Origin of the sequence: Hyalangium versicolor (genome assembly GCF_020103695.1) — a bacterium.
GTDB lineage: Bacteria > Myxococcota > Myxococcia > Myxococcales > Myxococcaceae > Hyalangium > Hyalangium versicolor.
Map to the genome: position 1 here is coordinate 106698 of NZ_JAHXBF010000007.1, position 16413 is coordinate 123110.

At 66.6% G+C, this 16413-nt stretch carries 11 protein-coding genes; 8 read left to right on the forward strand and 3 right to left on the reverse strand.

Going from position 1 to position 16413, the window contains the following annotated elements; all coding sequences use genetic code 11:
- Window positions 1-19 precede the first annotated feature (19 nt).
- From KY501_RS16320 to KY501_RS16350, 7 genes are all read left to right on the forward strand, one after another.
- Complete coding sequence (locus tag KY501_RS16320; protein ID WP_224364018.1) at window positions 20-1513, forward strand: SpoVR family protein; 1494 nt, start codon at window positions 20-22, stop codon at window positions 1511-1513.
- A gap of 29 nt (window positions 1514-1542) precedes the next feature.
- Window positions 1543-2127, forward strand: a complete 585-nt coding sequence (locus KY501_RS16325) for a hypothetical protein (RefSeq protein ID WP_224364019.1) — start codon at window positions 1543-1545, stop codon at window positions 2125-2127.
- Window positions 2128-2358: 231 nt separating this feature from the next.
- Window positions 2359-4341: an alkaline phosphatase PhoX gene (locus KY501_RS16330; protein ID WP_224364021.1), complete on the forward strand. Its 1983-nt coding sequence runs from the start codon at window positions 2359-2361 to the stop codon at window positions 4339-4341.
- A 150-nt stretch (window positions 4342-4491) separates the two neighbouring features.
- The gene (locus tag KY501_RS16335; protein WP_224364023.1) at window positions 4492-6195 is read left to right on the forward strand and encodes an Aq_1262 family (lipo)protein; all 1704 of its coding nucleotides are present in this window, start codon (window positions 4492-4494) and stop codon (window positions 6193-6195) included.
- Between the two features lie 71 nt (window positions 6196-6266).
- The gene (locus tag KY501_RS16340) at window positions 6267-6716 is read left to right on the forward strand and encodes an OsmC family protein (protein WP_224364026.1); all 450 of its coding nucleotides are present in this window, start codon (window positions 6267-6269) and stop codon (window positions 6714-6716) included.
- A gap of 148 nt (window positions 6717-6864) precedes the next feature.
- Window positions 6865-10248: a WD40 repeat domain-containing serine/threonine protein kinase gene (locus KY501_RS16345; RefSeq protein WP_224364028.1), complete on the forward strand. Its 3384-nt coding sequence runs from the start codon at window positions 6865-6867 to the stop codon at window positions 10246-10248.
- A gap of 97 nt (window positions 10249-10345) precedes the next feature.
- Window positions 10346-11554 carry a M23 family metallopeptidase gene (locus KY501_RS16350; protein ID WP_224364030.1) on the forward strand — a complete coding sequence of 403 codons (1209 nt, stop codon included), beginning with the start codon at window positions 10346-10348 and terminating at the stop codon, window positions 11552-11554.
- A 66-nt stretch (window positions 11555-11620) separates the two neighbouring features.
- On the opposite strand, the gene KY501_RS16355 is transcribed toward KY501_RS16350, so the two are convergent.
- The 3 genes from KY501_RS16355 to KY501_RS16365 form a co-directional block, all read right to left on the reverse strand.
- Window positions 11621-12223, reverse strand: coding sequence for a hypothetical protein (locus tag KY501_RS16355; RefSeq protein WP_224364032.1), 603 nt, complete (start codon window positions 12221-12223; stop codon window positions 11621-11623).
- Window positions 12220-12993, reverse strand: a complete 774-nt coding sequence (locus KY501_RS16360) for a hypothetical protein (RefSeq protein WP_224364034.1) — start codon at window positions 12991-12993, stop codon at window positions 12220-12222. Before KY501_RS16360 ends, KY501_RS16355 begins: the two co-directional genes overlap by 4 nt.
- Before the next feature lie 162 nt (window positions 12994-13155).
- Window positions 13156-13746 carry a DUF2378 family protein gene (locus KY501_RS16365; protein WP_224364035.1) on the reverse strand — a complete coding sequence of 197 codons (591 nt, stop codon included), beginning with the start codon at window positions 13744-13746 and terminating at the stop codon, window positions 13156-13158.
- Window positions 13747-13911: 165 nt separating this feature from the next.
- Here KY501_RS16365 and KY501_RS16370 point away from each other — a divergent pair, with 165 nt between their 5' ends.
- Window positions 13912-16413 carry a glycogen/starch/alpha-glucan phosphorylase gene (locus KY501_RS16370; RefSeq protein WP_224364036.1) on the forward strand — a complete coding sequence of 834 codons (2502 nt, stop codon included), beginning with the start codon at window positions 13912-13914 and terminating at the stop codon, window positions 16411-16413.

Sequence of the window (16413 nt, forward strand, 5' to 3'; positions counted from 1 at the left end):
CCCACGGAGCACCTGCCCGATGCCCAAGAGCCTCACACCCCACCTGGCCAAGCTGAAGGACGAGGTCCTCGGGTACGCCCGCGAGTTCGGTCTCGATTTCTTCGAGACCGTCTTCGAAGTCGTCACCTATGACGAGATGAACATGGTCGCCTCCTACGGAGGCTTCCCCAACCGCTACCCCCACTGGCGCTGGGGCATGGAGTACGAGCAGCTCTCCAAGGGCTACGAGTACGGCCTGTCGAAGATCTACGAGCTCGTCATCAACAACGACCCCTGCTACGCGTACCTCCTGGAGAGCAACGCGGACGTGGACCAGAAGCTCGTGATGGCCCACGTGTACGGGCACTGCGACTTCTTCAAGAACAACTTCTCGTTCCGCCACACCAACCGGCGGATGATCGACGAGATGGCCAACCACGCCACCCGCGTGCGGCGCTGGATCGACAAGATCGGCGTGGAGAAGGTCGAGGACTTCATCGACCGGACGCTCAGTCTGGAGAACCTCATCGATCAGCACGCGCCGCACATCCGCCGCAACCCGGACCCCAAGCGAGCCGAGGACGAGGCCAAGGCCAACGAGCGCGTCGAGGGCTTCAAGGTCAACCGCGAGTACATGCGCGGCTTCATCAACCCCAGCGAGTTCCTCGAGAGTCAGCGCAAGAAGGTCGAGGACGAGAAGGCCAAGGCCAAGAAGTTCCCCGAGCGCCCCCAGCGCGACGTGCTCTACTTCCTGCTCGAGTACGCTCCCCTGGAGCCCTGGGAGGCAGACATCCTCAGCATCCTCCGGGACGAGGCCTACTACTTCGCTCCCCAAGGCCAGACGAAGATCATGAACGAGGGCTGGGCCAGCTACTGGCACTCCACCATCATGACCCGCCGCGCCCTCAAGGATGACGAGATCATCGACTACGCGGACCGCCACTCCGGCACCATGGGTACCCGCCCAGGTGCGCTCAATCCCTACAAGCTGGGCATCGAGCTGTGGCGCGACATTGAAGAGCGCTGGAACAAGGGCCGCTTCGGCAAGGAATGGGACGAGTGCGATGACCTGCGGGCCCGGAGCTCGTGGGACAAGAAGCTGGGGGCCGGCCGGGAGAAGATCTTCGAGGTCCGCAAGCACTACAACGACATCACCTTCATCGACACCTTCCTCACCGCCGAGTTCGCCATCGAGCAGAAGCTGTTCGTCTATGGCTTCAACGACAAGCGCAACTCGTGGGAGATCCTCGACCGCGAGTTCCGCAAGGTGAAGGCCAAGCTGCTCCAGGGCCTGACCAACTTTGGCCAACCGATCATTGAAGTGATCGACGGCAACTTCGAGAATCGCAGCGAGCTGCTCCTGGCCCACAAGCACGACGGACAGGACCTGAAGGGCGACTACGCGCGCGAAACCCTTAGAAATTTGCAGTCACTCTGGCGCAGACCTGTCAATATCGTTACGAAGTACGACGGCAAGGGGGTCATGTTACGCTATGACGGCCAGAACCACTCGGAGAAGAAAGTCGATCTCTAGCGCTTCTGGATTGCCGGAGTGACGAACGGATGGGCTCGCGCATCGAAACAGTGGAGGTGCTTTCCTTCCGGTTGGAGCTGCCGCGGCACGCGCTGGAGCGGCTCCCCGGGGAGCTGGGCTCGGCAGTGCCCGTGCGGCTCGAGCGGGACGAGGACGGCACGCTGATCCTGGAGCAGCAGGGACAGGACAGCTTCCTGCGCTTCCACCTGGAGGCAGACGCCGCCGAGTTGGTGGAGATCTGCGTCTCCCAGGACACCCAGGGAGCGTTCTTCCAGAAGGTCCTGGGCGCACTGATGGTGCGGTTCCAGGGCGATCTGCGCGCACGGGTCGTCTTTGATCCGCGCGACAACACCTCGAAGGAGCCCTGGGTCGAGGTGAGCGTGGAGAACGGGCGCACCAGTTGGCCCGGCCTGGCCACCCAGTCCGCCGCCGTCCGCCTGGCCCATGCCGCGGCCGAGGGTGGCTCGGTGGGTGCCTCGGGCGAGGGCGGAGAGCAGCCCCCCGAGGAGCCCCTCACGGCCGAAGAGGAGGAGCTGTCTCGGCTCCTGGCTCGGGCTGAATCCGAGTGGCAGGAGTACCAGCGCCTCAAGCGCCAGCGGATGCAGAAGCCCTGAGCCCGAGCGCCTGGCGCTCGCTCGGCTTCGCTCGCCTGCCTGCCTGCCTGCCTGAGGAGGGATCTGCCCTCCTCTGCAGCCGTGTCATTCGCGACACGAACATGTCGCGTGCCCGCCATTCGCGCTCTGTAGCGTGCCTCCGCCTTCGGAGCCGGCTCGCCGTCGGCACCCCCGAGGAGGAGCGGACCGGTGCGGTTCTCCGGCCTCCTCTACCGCAGAGGTGAAGACAGCATGCGTCGTGGTCTTTCGAAGTGGGCGCCCCGGACGCGGCGCCTCGCAGTGGCTTCCCTGGCCGCGCTCGCCGTCTCCGCGTGCAGCGGCGATGCGGGTCAGGATGGAGCCCAGGGCCCTCAGGGTGATCCAGGCATCAGTGGCAACCCCGGGACGCAAGGGCCTCAGGGGCCTACCGGTCCTCAAGGGCCCGCCGGCAATGGCAAGAGCCTCGCCTTCACGCCCGTGCAGGCGGCGCTCACCGATGCCGCCAAGCGCGCCGTGCTCGCCACCCCCAAGGCGGCCGTGAACGGCCAGGAGGTGGCCATCCAGTACCAGGCCGTGCTGCGCAGCGGTCAGACACAGGGCTCCCACGTCTTCGGGCGCCTGACGAAGAAGGACGGCACCCCCGTGAAGGCGCAGGACGGCTCGGACTTCATCTCCCCGTCCAACGACTTCTCCTCCATCCTTCCCGTGGGCGGAAAGCTGTTCGAGGTCACCCACTTCGAAACCACGCCGGCCGCCATGTACGTGTCCGAACTCAGCCAGGACGCGAACGGCAAGCTCACCGCCACCAGCACCCGGCCCATCGACTTCTCCGGTGTGGACGGGCTGTGGACGCCGTGCGCGGGCTCCGTGTCTCCCTGGGGCACGCACCTGGGCAGCGAGGAGTATCCACCGGATGCGCGGCTCTATGAGACCGTGACCGCGGCGAGCAGCCTCACCGCGGACGAGAAGAGCATGCTCCGGTACTGGGGCATCGACGCGGCCACCGCCTCCATCGAGGACGCCAAGGCCGCGTACAAGCCGTACCGCTATGGCTACGTGGTCGAAGTGTCCGTGGACGGCTCGGGCAACACCACGGTGGCCAAGCACTACGCGGCGGGCCGGCGCGCGCTGGAGCTCGCGTACGTGATGCCTGACCGGAAGACGGTCTACCTGAGCGACGACGGCACCAACGACGCCTTCTACATGTTCGTGGCGAAGACGGCTGGCGACTTGTCCGAGGGCCAGCTGTACACGGCGCGCTGGTTCCAGACGAGCCCCGTGAACCAGTCGGCTGGCAGGGCGGACATCTACTGGATCCCGCTCGGCCCCAACGCCAAGGACGCGGACGTGAAGGCGCTCATCGATGGCGGCATCAAGTTCTCCGACATCTTCGAGACCGAGGCCCAGGTCGGCGATGGCACCTGCCCGAACGCGGCCTCCGGGTTCCGCGCCATCAACACCGAGACGGGCCGTGAGTGCCTGCGCCTGAAGTCGGGCCAGGAGCTGGCGGCCTCGCGCCTGGAGAGCCGCCGCTACGCCGCCTACGTCGGGGGCACCACCGAGTTCCGCAAGACGGAGGGCATCACCTACAACGCGGCCGCCCACCGGCTCTACGTCGCGTTCAGCGAGCTGAACCGGGGCATGATGGACGATCCCACCACCCGGGATCTGGGCGGACCGAACCACGTCAAGCTGGCGCAGAACGACTGCGGCGCGGTGTACGAGATGGTCATCTCTCCCAACCCGGAGGTTGGCAGTGACTACGTGGCGGAGTCCGCCTCGGCGCTCGTCGAGGGCGCGTGGATCAAGGCGAACCCCTACCCCACCACCAGCCCGTACTACGATGCCACCTTCACCCTGCCGAACAGCAGCGGCGCCCCCGTCATCTCCCCGGGCAACGTCTGCAGCGTGAACGGCATCGCCAACCCGGACAACCTCGCGTTCATCCCCGGCTACGACACGCTCCTCATCGGCGAGGACAGCACCGACGGGCACCAGAACGACGTGGTGTGGGCCTACAACATCGTCACCCGCGAGCTGACGCGCATCTTCTCCACGCCCTACGGCTCGGAGACGACGGGCGTCTACTTCTACCCGAACATCAACGGGCACGCGTACATCAAGGCCCAGATCCAGCACCCCTACGGCGAGTCGGACACGGACAAGGTCGGTGCGGATGCGAGCGTGAAGCAGTCGTACACCGGGTACATCGGGCCCCTCCCGGCGATGGACTGAAGCAGCACAGCAGATCATTCGATGGCCCGAGGGGCTCTCGCGGGGTGTGAACCCCGGGGTGCCCCTCGGTGCCCGCAGTGGGAGTGCATCATGGATCGTCGGGTTGCTGGGGTTGTGCTGTGCGTCGGGCTCCTTGGAGGCGGCGCTGTCATGGGGAGCCGCTGGATGATGGGAGGAGTGCACCCTCCGACTCCCGCTCCCGCCGTCCCCGTCCAGGAGGCGCAGGCGTCCTCGGCGCTCGCGTCCATGCACGGGCCACCGCCGCTGTCGAACCGGGCGGCCTACCTGCCAGCGCAGTGCTACGCGGCCACGCAGGACACGCCGGGAGGCCGCGTCCACAACGCCTGCTTCGCGTGCCACCAGACGCCGCTCGCTCCCAACTTCACCGATGACTCCGCGGTCCAGACGGTCCTCTCCGTGCCGCAGCACGCCACCGAAAACCGGTGGACGCATGTGATGAGTCCTCCCAAGCCCGTGGAGATTCCGGACGCCGCGCTGCTGACCTGGGTGCGGACGAACAACTACCTCGACGCGAAGGGAGGGCTGCGGCTCGCCGCCGCGCTGGAGAAGCCTCCGGCCCAGTGGGACTCGGACGGCAATGGCCAGTGGGATGGCTACACTCCGGACTGCTGGTTCCAGCCCGATGACGAGGGCTTCGATCATGCGCCCGATGGCAGCCTGAGCGGCTGGCGAGCCTTCGCCTATGCGCCGTTCCCTGGGATGTTCTGGCCGACCAACGGCTCGGCCGGGGACGTTTTCATCCGGCTCCCCGCGGCCTTCCGCCAGGACCGAACGGGCGCCGAGAGCACGACGATCTACCGCATCAACCTCTCCATCCTGGAGGCGTACATCCGCCGGGTGGACGTGCCGCTGCCGCCCACGGATGAGCGCGAACTCGGCTCGGACCTGGATGGAGATGGCGTGCTCGGAGTGGCCACGCGCGTGGCGTTCGTGTGGCCTCCGAAGCCCGAGCGTACCTTCGGCTACGTGGGAAAGGCGGCGGAGCTGGACCGGGCCCAGGACGGCTGGCCCGCTGCGGGCCTCTACCCTCGCGGCACCGAGTTCCTCCACAGCCTGCGCTACCTGGACGTGGACGGAGAGCAGGTGCGCATGGCCGCTCGGATGAAAGAGCTGCGCTACATGCGCAAGATGCGCTGGCAGACGTATGCCGACCTCGAGCTGGCCGTGGAGGCCGAGACGCGCGAGAAGGCGCAGCAGCCCGACAAGCTCAAGACCGTGCTGGGAGACGGGGAGCGCGGCGTGGGCACCGGTACTGGCTGGCGCATGCAGGGCTTCATCGAGGATGCGCAGGGCTCGCTCCGGCCGCAGAGCGTGGAGGAGACCGCCGCCTGCATCGGGTGCCACGGCGGCGTGGGTGCCACGACGGACAGCACCTTCAGCTTCGCCCGCAAGCTGGACGCGAATTCGGCACTGCGCGGCGGCTGGTACCACTGGGGCGAGCGCGGCCTGAAGGGAATCCCGGAGCCCAAGCGCGCGGATGGAAAGGGCGAGTACGCGCACTGGCTCGAGCAGGTGGGCGGCGGCGATGACTTCCGCAGCAACGATGAAGTCCAGGCGCGCTTCTTCCGCCAGGACGGCACGCTCAAGCCCGAGGCCACCAAGGCGCTGGCACGGGACATCTCCACGCTGCTGGTGCCCTCGCCCCACCGGGCGCTCATGCTGGATCGCGCCTCGCTGGCGCTGGTCAGGGCCCAGCAGTTCGAGAAGGGACGGGATGTGCTCGTCGGTACCCCACCCCGAGTGAATTCCCGGCTGGAGCAGGATGGCTCCACGGGCATCACGGACCCGGTTTCGCCCGGTTGGGAGCTGCCCTCGAAGACCGCCACGCGCTGAGCCCCCGGGTGTCGCCCCGGTGGCGTATAGAAAGGGCTACCCGCGCGATATCCACAACAAGAGGGGGAGTCATGGCGAAGCAGCTTTACACTGGAGAGGTCCGCACCATCGGCGAGAGCATGGCCCGCAGCACCACCGAGGTCGGCGCGTTCAAGATCTTCATGGACGAGCCCCCGGAGCTGGGCGGCCGCAATGGCGCCCCGAGCCCGCTCGACTTCATCCTCGCCGCGCACGCCGGCTGCCTGAACTACATGACTTTCTTCATCGCCAAGGAGCTGGGCATTCCCGTGTCTGGCACGGAGATCTCCGTGAAGGGCTTGCTGGATCCCGGGAAGTTCGCCGGCACGGACCGCAGCGTGCGCGCCGGGTACCAGTCGCTCGAGGTGACCATCCACATCAAGAGCACCGCCAGCGCGGAGCAGATCGCGAAGCTCCAGAGCGAAGTCGAGGCGCGCTGCCCCGTGAGCGACAACCTGGCCCAGGCCACGCCGGTGCACATCACCATGAAGGCCAGCGCGTAACCGGGGGGCCTGGAGCGACTCCTTGGGCGGCATTCCTGCTCTTGAGAGAAGGCAGGGATCTGAGCAAAGTGAAGCCAGCTGTGGCTCGGATCCCATGATGTAGGGCACCTCTGGCAAGTTGGGGAGGTTTGCCTTCGGAGCGCCTCTCATGAACCAGGACGACATTCCCGGCGGGGTGCCCCCTCAGCTCAAGGATGATTCGGACCCAAGCGTGGAGTCGACCCTGACCTTCACGGGCCAAAAGAGTGTCGCCTCTGGGTCATCCGCCAATGCCCTGACGGAACAGGGCGCGGAGCGCTACGAACTCTCCGAAGAGTTTGCACACGGCGGCATCGGCCGCATCCTTCGAGCGCGAGATCTCCGCCTGAGCAGGCCTGTCGCCATCAAGGAGTTGCTCCTCCCCCACGGCGATGCGGACGCGCGCTTCGTCGCGGAGGCCTTCATCACCGCCCGGCTCCAGCATCCCGCCATCGTCCCCGTGTACGACGCGGGGCGCAAGCCCTCGGGCGAACCCTTCTTCGCGATGAAGCTCGTCTCGGGCCGCTCGCTCGCGGACGTCATTGCTCTGACGAAGACCCTGGAGGAACGGCTCGCGCTGCTGCCGCACGTGCTCGCGGTGGCCGAGGCCATCGCCTACGCGCACACCGAGCGCATCATCCACCGCGATCTCAAGCCCGCCAACGTGCTCGTGGGGCCCTTCGGGGAGACGGTCGTCATCGATTGGGGGCTCGCCAAGGATCTGGCCCATAAGCTCAGCGAGCCCGTGGTCGCGGCAGCATCACCGGGCTCCCAGGAGTCCGACCTCACGCTTCGGGGCGCGGTGATGGGAACGCCCACGTACATGCCTCCGGAGCAGGCCCTGGGCCACCCCGTGGACGAGCGCGCCGACGTGTACGCCCTGGGCGCGATCCTCTACCACCTGCTGGCGGGCACGAAGCCCTATGACAGCGGTTCCTCCCAAGAGGTGCTCGCTCAGGTCGTGCAGGGGCCACCCGAGCCGTTGGACAAGCGCCAGCGGGGAATCCCCGCGGACCTGCTGGCCATCGTGGCCAAAGCCATGTCGCGAGAGCCCGCGGGCCGCTATGCCACCGCGAGAGAACTGGCCGAGGATCTGCGCCGCTTCGAGACAGGGCAGATCGTCAGGGCGCATGAGTACTCGTGGCAGGAGCGAGGGCGGCGCTTCGCCCGGCGCCACCGGGCCGTCGTGGCAGTGACAGCGGTGGCCTTGCTGGTGCTCACCGGAATCGGGACGGTGAGTATCCTCGGCATCATGGCCGCGCGCGATCAGGCCGAGCTCAAGCAGGCCGAAGCCGAGCAGGCGCGCCAGGAAGCGCTGATGCGGGCCGACGAGCTCATCCTGCAGCATGCCCGCAGCGCTGTGGAGCGAAACCCCAACGCGGCCATCGACTGGCTGCGCAGCCTCTCTTCAGGGTTCACCCACTGGTCGGCCGTGCGGACCATCGCGGCGGATGCGCAGGCACGTGGCTTCGCCACCGTCCTGCGCGGCCACCACCAGACGGTGAACGAGGTGCTCTTCCTTCCGGACAGCGAGCACGTGTTGTCCAGCAGCGACGACTACACGGTCCGCATCTGGAGCGTGAAGCAGAAGAAGGTGGAGCGTGTGCTGTCAGGCCACTCCGATGAGGTCTGGCACATGGCGCTGGCACCTCAGGGAGAACTGCTGGCCACCGGCAGCAAGGACCGGACCTTGCGCCTCTGGGACCTGGCCACGGGACAGAGCCGCCCGCCCCTGAGCCACGCCGGCCCCGTGGATGGGATGGCCTTCACTCCCGATGGCCGACAGGTCATCACCACGTGCCGGGGTGATGATCTGCTGCACGTCTGGGATGTGGCCACGGGGACGCTCGTCCGCGCGTTCAAAACCGGGCTGGGACCGCTCAGCCAGTTTGAGCTTTCCAGGGACGGCCGGTACGCACTCGTCCGAGCCCTTCAGTCCCCACGCGCGCAGCTCTGGGATCTGGAGCATGGCACCTCGCGCATGCTGGAGCATGGCGGCACGGTGGTGACCCTCGCCATCTCTCCGAGAGGAGACCTGGCCGCCACGGGGGCCTTGGATGAGACCCTCCACGTGTGGGACCTGCGAACCGGCCAGGGACGGGTCCTGGGCAAGCAGCCGGGCTCTCCCTTCAGCCTCGCCTTCTCCCCGGACGGCACACGGCTGGGGGTGGGGAGCGCCGAAGGCCAGCTGCTGCTCTGGAACCTGGGCACGGGACAAAATCAGCTCCTCGGAGGTCACGAGGGCCGCATCAGTCAGGTGCGCTTCTCCCGGGATGGCAACCTCCTGGCCACCAGCAGTGATGACCGCTCCGCGCGCCTGTGGGATCTGACCACCGGACAGAGCCGTGTCCTGCGCGGGCCCGAGGGCTCAGCGTACGCCCTGGCGCTCTCTCCAGACGAGCGGTGGGTGGCCGTGGGCAGCTACGACACCACCGTGCGCCTCTTCGCCGTGAACACAGAGGCCAATCGCATCCTCGCGAAGTCCCGCGCTTCCCTCCACACACTGCTGGCCTCTCCCGATGGCCAGCACCTCGCCGCCATGGACGCGGAAGGTGCGCTGCACCTGCTCGCCGTGGGCTCCGGAACGGACACCCTCCTGGAGGAGATCAGCACTCGCGAGCGGCCCGCACTCCAGTTCTCGCCGGATGGCCAGTGGCTTGCCGTGGGCAAGGAGACGGGCCCGGTGCGGCTGTGGAACATGGCCACCGGACAGCTCTCACGGCAGCTCGAGGGACACACGGCCGCCGTCACCGCTCTGCTCTTCCGCCGCGATGGCCTGCAGCTCGCTACCGCGGATGCGAAGGGAGGGGTGCGCCTGTGGGAACTCGGCTCCGGACAGGCCCGCGCGCTGGAGAGCCATGAGCGCGAGGTCTGCCAGCTCGCGTTCTCGCCCGATGGCCAGCGGCTCGCCTCGGGGAGCACCGACGGGGAAATCCAGCTCTGGAACCTGGCCACGGGCACGTTCCAGGCGCTGCGGGACCATGGGGACGCGGTGCGCCACCTGATCTTCTCGCCGGATGGCCAGCGGCTCATCAGCGCGAGCCTGGACCACACCCTGCGAATCTGGGACCTGGCCACGGGCGGAAACCGCCGGACGGACATCAGCGGCAGTGGCGTCCAGCAGGTTCTCCTGTCGCAGGATGGCGAACTGCTCATCAGCGCCAGCCTGAGGGACAGCAGCCTGCGGCTCTGGGACGCACGAACAGGGGCGGCGCGCGGCATGCTCTCGGGGCACCAGGGCGAGATCCTCGCCATGGCGCTCTCGCCGGATGGGCGGCGGGTGGCCTCGGCGAGCCAGGATCGGACGGTGCGGCTGTGGGACCTGGCGACTCATGAGAGTCGTGTGCTGCGAGGACATGCCCAGCGCGTCACCGGGGTCATCTTCCTGAATGACCGGGAGCTCGTCTCAAGCGGCTGGGATGGCACCGTGCGGCTGTGGCTGGATGACCTCCCCTCGGATCCCCTGGCACTGCGACAGTGGATGGAGGCCGTCGTAAACGCGCCCTCGCCCTGAGACGCTCGGAAGCAGCCGGCCAGCCGAGCCCACGAAATTTCCTGGCCGGTATTTGGGCAGGGGCGAGATCCTCTTCTACACTCCTGTATCAGCGCCCATGAGAATCGCTCCCCTGCTCTGCCTGGCGGCCCTGCTGGCCGCACCGCTCGCCTCCGCCTCCTACACCTACCAGGTGAAGAACCGCCGCATCGAGCCCCGGCAGACCCTGGCCGGAGCCCTCCATGAGGCAGCGCTCCCCGATGAGCAGGTGGAGGCCGTCATCTCCGCGCTCGAGGGCGTGTTCGACTTCCGCAAGTCCCGCCCGGGCGATCAGTTCCGCCTGGTGATGCGCGAAGGCGTGCTGGACTTCTTCGACTACCGTCAGAGCGCGGTGGACGAGTGGCAGGTGCGCCGCGACGGCGACAAGTACGTGGGCAGCAAGCGCACCATCGAGGTGGAGAAGCAGGTCTCCCTGGTGTCGCTGGAGATCTCCAGCTCGCTCTACGAGGCCGCGCTGGCCGCCGGCGAGGATCCGAGCATCGGCGTGGTGCTGGCGGACGTGTTCGCCTGGGACATCGACTTCTACCGGGACACGCGCAAGGGCGACAAGGCGCGGGCACTGGTGGAGAAGTTCGTCTCCAAGGGCCGCGTGCTGCGCTACGGCGAGGTGCTCGCCGCCGCGTACGAAGGCGGTCTGGTGGGCAAGAAGCGCGTGTTCCGCTACCAGCCCGGCAACGAGCAGGCCAACTACTTCCAGGAGGACGGCTCCAGTGCTCGGAAGACGTTCCTCAAGAGCCCGCTGAAGTACGCGCACATCACCAGCACGTTCGGCTCGCGCTTCCACCCGGTGCTCCAGTACGTGAAGAACCACAACGGCGTGGACTACGGCACGCCCGTGGGCACCCCCGTGTGGGCCGTGGCCGATGGCACGGTGACCAAGGCGCAGAACACCGGCGCGGGTGGCAACACCGTCTGCGTGCGCCACATCAACGGCCTGGAGACGTGCTACCTGCACCTGTCCAAGTACGGCGCGGGCGTGCGCGCGGGCTCCCGGGTGAGCCAGAAGCAGGTGATTGCCTATTCGGGCAACACCGGCCGCAGCACCGGGCCGCACCTGCACTTCGCCCTCAAGCGCAACGGGCAGTTCGTCAACCCGCTCAACCAGAAGTACCCCCGCGCCGAGCCTCTGCCCAAGTCCGAGCTGTCGGGCTTCCTCGCCCGCGCCAAGGAGCTGGCCTCGCAGTTGGATGCGGTGTCCGCCTCCATGGCCGCCGTGGCGGGCAGTCCCGGCGCGGGCCCCAAGGCCGCCATTTCCTCCACGCCCTGAGCGCGACCCGGGTTTCCGCCGCTGCCTGAGTTTGCGCCTGCCGCGCCACCGCAGGGCAGCTGAAGCTCAGGGATCGGGAGGTGTGGGGGCGCCCCCATCGTTCTGGACGCCTCCATCCACACGGGAGCCTGCATTGGGAATGAGGCGGTTTTCCGTGACGCGCCCTGTGTATCCCAGCAAGTCCGAGTAATCCCTGTCGTCCTTGGGCCCTGACACCCCGGCGTCCGAGGAGAGCCTCGGAGGAGTGGGATAGTCCGGGTGGCCCACGAAGAGGCGCCGCAGAATACGGCCGTCCATGCCAATCGCATACACAGCCCCGTAATCCAACGGCATGAACTCGTGCCAGCAATTGCTGAAATCCGCGCTGATCTCGATGAAGACAATATCACCCTGGCGGATGATTCCGTAGCGGTGCCCTTCCGGGGTGCTCCAGCAAGGCTTCCCCGGTGCGTTTGAGGGGAGGAAGTCTTGAGTCGCGACCATCAGCGCACGGAGCGTGGCCCCATCCATTGCAGAAGGCTTTCCCTCACCGCCAACATCCATTCCCTCCTCGCCGAAGAACATGGGGAACACGATGGATTTGTTGTCCTCCAACGGCGCTGAAGGCACTCCGGCGCTCCGCAGACAGGATGAGAACATGAGGGCACCCATGAGGAGCAGCCATCTCATGGAGTGGCATCCTTGAAGCAAAAACCCTTCGCTTCCGTTAAGTGTGGTTTCGCGAAGTCCGCATCCCACTCGACTGTGTGAGTTTGCTCGCATTCCCACCGCGTTGTTCGAGACCACTTCAATATCTGACCTGTCAGGGGAAGGTATTGGTAGAAGCCTGCGCACTTGGGGCTCTCCACCTCATTCGCGAAGAATGCAATAGCGGAGAGTTGGATGCGTCCATCCTTGGTGGCTGCTTCAAATCCATGATGACGCCCTTGCTTCAGGGTGACGGATAGATCGTCGTCCGATAGCAGGTCGTCATAAAGGTGGTTATGGATGACGAAGATGTACTTGATACTGTCCGCTGGGAATCGCTGATCGTCTACATACGAAGGTATCAAACAGTGCTTGCTCTGGCCCGTAGCGGCAACGCTCGTTTGATCCGTCAACTTACTGAGTACGTACTTCCCGTCGGGCGTGTAATAGATCCACGCGCAATACTCAGTGCCAACACGCCAGCGCGTGTCAAAACCTTGCGCGTCCCTGCGGCCAGCCGTGGCCCTCGGCTTGGAGACAATCTTCTGGCAAGCTGAAAGCAGCGCGTTCTGGTAGGAATCGAAGATACGCAATGGGCCCGACAGTTGCGTTAGCGGCGGTTCGCCTGGACGGGGACGCACAGTGTCCGGATCCGCTGCCTGGGGCGTGGCGCACGCCATGCTCATCCATAATCCAAGCAGCGAAAGCCAACAGCTTGGATGATGGCATGAAGACATGACTTTGCCTTTCATCAACTGGCAACCCTCGGCGAGCCCGCTCGAATACCATGGCACGGGAACGCTGTTTCTGTCGAGCCGCCAGGAGCGGCCTCCTCTGCGGGCCCTCCCCACTGCATGGGCTCCAACCGCGTTTATGTTCCCGCGTCCTCAATCGACCCGTTCGCTCCTGCGGGCTCACTCCCACTCGAGCAAGAACTCCGCGTGGTCCAGCCCGTGGACGATGCTCGCCACCTTCCCCCGGACCCCCGTCACGTGGAGCGCCGCCGACAGCGTGCCCTCGTGGAACGCAGCCGGCTGCATGTCTCCCCGGAACACCAGGCGCAGTTGCTTCGGGCCCATCAGCTCGCACTCGTGCGTGCCGTAGTTCACCAGCGTCGCGTAGGCGATGGGCGTATTGGAGAAGGCTCGGAACGGATCATTCCGGCCCATGATCTTCGCCAGCGCCCGCCCCACCGTGGACGAATAGAAGAAGTGGTTCAAACACGCTGCTCCGCAGGCCCGCAGGGCCTCCGGCTGCGAGCCCACCTGGGGCGCCAGCACGTCCGCCGCGGCATAGAGCAGCCGCGTGAAATCGCTCGCTGGGTAGGAGAAGAAGTCGACGATCCGCCGCAGCCCCAACTCTCGCGACAGCCGCACCGAGGCCTCCTCGCCCAAATGCTGGGCGATCAGGGCCAGGATGGCGTTGAAAGCCAGGCCCCGCACGGTATGAACCGGCCGCACCAGCTCCAGCCGCCGGGCAAGTTCGGTGCTGTCACCGCTGACCATGAGACGCTGGCCTCCTGGCTCGAATGCAGGGTGGCCCCCCGACTTCCGACCGTCCTTTTACCAGACCCTCACGCAACGGTGGAGGCGGCCGGGCAGTCAGGGTAAACGGAGGGTTCCGGCCGCGAAAGTACTCTCAGCACGCGGCCCTAGAGAGGACCTCCTTCGATGGCCGACCTGCCGAGGCACCAGCCCCCCCACTCCCCGCAGTCCGAGGAGGAGGATGTCTCTCGCACCGGCAGGGAGCCGGCGAATGTGCGCCGCGGCTTCCTGGATCATGTGCGCTACTCCCGCGGCAAGAACCCGGAGACAGCCACGCCCCATGACCGCTTCATGGCGCTCTCACTCGCAGTGCGAGACAGGCTGGCCCACCGCTGGGTGAAGACGGCGCGCACCTACTACGAGCAGAACGTCAAACGCTCCTACTACCTGTCCGCGGAGTACCTGCTGGGTCGCGCGCTGGGCAACAACCTGATCAACACCGGCCTGTACGAGGCCGCCGCCCAGGCCATGCGCGAGGTGGGAGTGGACCTCACTACCCTCATCGAGATGGAACCGGACGCGGGCCTGGGCAACGGCGGCCTGGGCCGGCTGGCGGCGTGCTTCCTGGACTCGCTGGCTACCTTGTCCTACCCGGGCATGGGCTACGGCATCCGCTACGAGTTCGGCATCTTCACGCAGGACATCGTCGACGGCTACCAGGTGGAGCGCGCCGACGAGTGGCTCAAGTTCGGCAACCCGTGGGAGATCGTCCGGCCAGAGAAGGCGGTGCCGGTGCGCTTCTTCGGGCGCGTGGAACACCACCAGGGCGCGGACGGACAGCGCATCGCTCGCTGGGTGGGCGGCAAGACCGTGGTGGGCGTGCCCTTCGACACGCCCATTGCCGGCTTCGGGAACAACACGGTGAACACGCTACGGCTGTGGCAAGCCCGTGCCGGCGAGGAGTTCGACCTGCTGCTGTTCAACGCCGGCGACTACGAGCGCTCGGTGGTGGAGAAGAACGACTCGGAGGTCATCTCCAAGGTCCTCTACCCGAACGACGCGTTCCAGGCCGGCAAGGAGCTGCGGCTCAAGCAGCAGTACTTCTTCGTGGCGTGCTCCATCGCGGACATCGTCCGGCGCTACCTGAAGACGCACTCGGACTTCCGGCAGTTCCCCAACAAGGTGGCCATCCAGCTCAATGACACGCACCCGGCCATCGCCGTGGCCGAGCTGATGCGCGTACTGGTGGATGAGAAGCGGCTGAACTGGGAAGAGGCCTTCCACATCACCCAGCAGACGTTCGGCTACACCAACCACACGCTGCTGGCCGAGGCCATGGAGAAGTGGCCGGTGTCGCTCTTCGAGCGCCTGCTGCCGCGCCACCTGGAGCTCATCTACGACATCAACCACCGCTTCCTGCGCCAGGTGCAGATCCGCTACCCGTTCGATCAGGAGCGGATGGCGCGCATGAGCCTGGTGGAGGAGGGTCCGGAGAAGCGCATCCGCATGGCGCACCTGGCCGTGGTGGGCAGCCACAGCGTGAACGGGGTGGCGGCGCTGCACACGGACCTGCTGCGGCGGGACGTGCTGCCGGACTTCGCGGCCATGTACCCCGAGCGCTTCAACAACAAGACGAACGGGGTGACGCCGCGGCGCTGGCTGGCGTGGTGCAACCCGCGCCTGTCCAAGCTCATCACCTCGCGCATCGGCAAGGGCTGGGAGACGGACCTGGAGCGGCTGCGCAAGCTGGAGGAGCACGTGGCGGATGCGGAGTTCCGCGCCGCCTTCCGCGAGGTGAAGCAGCAGAACAAGCACGATCTGACGCGGCACGTGAAGGATCTGCGCTCGGTCAGCCTGAACCCCGAGGCCATCTTCGACGTACAGATCAAACGCCTGCACGAGTACAAGCGGCAGTTGCTCAACGCGCTGCACGTGGTGGTGCTGTGGATGCGCGCGCGCAGGGATCCGTCCACCATCGTCCACCCGCGGGCCTTCCTGTTCGGAGCCAAGGCGGCGCCGGGCTACCAGCAGGCCAAGCTGATCATCCGGCTCATCAACGGCATTGGCGAGGTGATCAACAGCGACGCGGGCACCACGGGGCTGCAGGTGGTGTTCCTGCCCAACTACCGGGTGAGCCTGGCCGAGCACATCATCCCGGCGGCGGACGTGTCCGAGCAGATCTCCACCGCGGGCTGGGAGGCGTCCGGCACGGGCAACATGAAGCTGATGCTCAACGGCGCGCTGACGCTGGGCACGCTGGACGGCGCGAACGTGGAGATCCGCGAGGCCGTGGGAGACGAGAACTTCTTCCTCTTCGGCCTCACCGCGGACGAGGTGATCGCCCGGAAGAAGGCCGGCTACCGGCCCCGGGACGTCTACAACTCGCACCTGGAGCTGCGCGAGGCCATCGATCTCATCAACACGGGCTTCTTCTCGCCGGAGGACAAGAACCTCTTCAAGCCGCTGATCGACAACCTGCTGGAAGAGGACCGGTACCTGGTGATGGCCGACTTCGACGCGTACCTGAAGAAGCAGGAGGAGGTGGCCCAGGCCTACAGCGACCACGACACGTGGACGCGCAAGTGCATCCTCAACGTGGCGCGCGCCGGCATCTTCTCCTCGGACCGCACCATCAAGCAGTACGCCGAGGAGATCTGGCGCGTGAAGCAGATCCCCGTGGATCCGTGA

What these genes read in the sequence shown, in the direction of transcription:
- KY501_RS16320 (WP_224364018.1), top strand. Translation starts at nt 20, where the DNA reads ATGCCCAAGAGCCTCACACCCCACCTGGCCAAGCTGAAGGACGAGGTC.
- KY501_RS16325 (WP_224364019.1), top strand. Translation starts at nt 1,543, where the DNA reads ATGGGCTCGCGCATCGAAACAGTGGAGGTGCTTTCCTTCCGGTTGGAG.
- KY501_RS16330 (WP_224364021.1), top strand. Translation starts at nt 2,359, where the DNA reads ATGCGTCGTGGTCTTTCGAAGTGGGCGCCCCGGACGCGGCGCCTCGCA.
- KY501_RS16335 (WP_224364023.1), top strand. Translation starts at nt 4,492, where the DNA reads ATGGGGAGCCGCTGGATGATGGGAGGAGTGCACCCTCCGACTCCCGCT.
- KY501_RS16340 (WP_224364026.1), top strand. Translation starts at nt 6,267, where the DNA reads ATGGCGAAGCAGCTTTACACTGGAGAGGTCCGCACCATCGGCGAGAGC.
- KY501_RS16345 (WP_224364028.1), top strand. Translation starts at nt 6,865, where the DNA reads ATGAACCAGGACGACATTCCCGGCGGGGTGCCCCCTCAGCTCAAGGAT.
- KY501_RS16350 (WP_224364030.1), top strand. Translation starts at nt 10,346, where the DNA reads ATGAGAATCGCTCCCCTGCTCTGCCTGGCGGCCCTGCTGGCCGCACCG.
- KY501_RS16355 (WP_224364032.1), bottom strand. Translation starts at nt 12,223, where the DNA reads ATGAGATGGCTGCTCCTCATGGGTGCCCTCATGTTCTCATCCTGTCTG.
- KY501_RS16360 (WP_224364034.1), bottom strand. Translation starts at nt 12,993, where the DNA reads ATGAAAGGCAAAGTCATGTCTTCATGCCATCATCCAAGCTGTTGGCTT.
- KY501_RS16365 (WP_224364035.1), bottom strand. Translation starts at nt 13,746, where the DNA reads ATGGTCAGCGGTGACAGCACCGAACTTGCCCGGCGGCTGGAGCTGGTG.
- KY501_RS16370 (WP_224364036.1), top strand. Translation starts at nt 13,912, where the DNA reads ATGGCCGACCTGCCGAGGCACCAGCCCCCCCACTCCCCGCAGTCCGAG.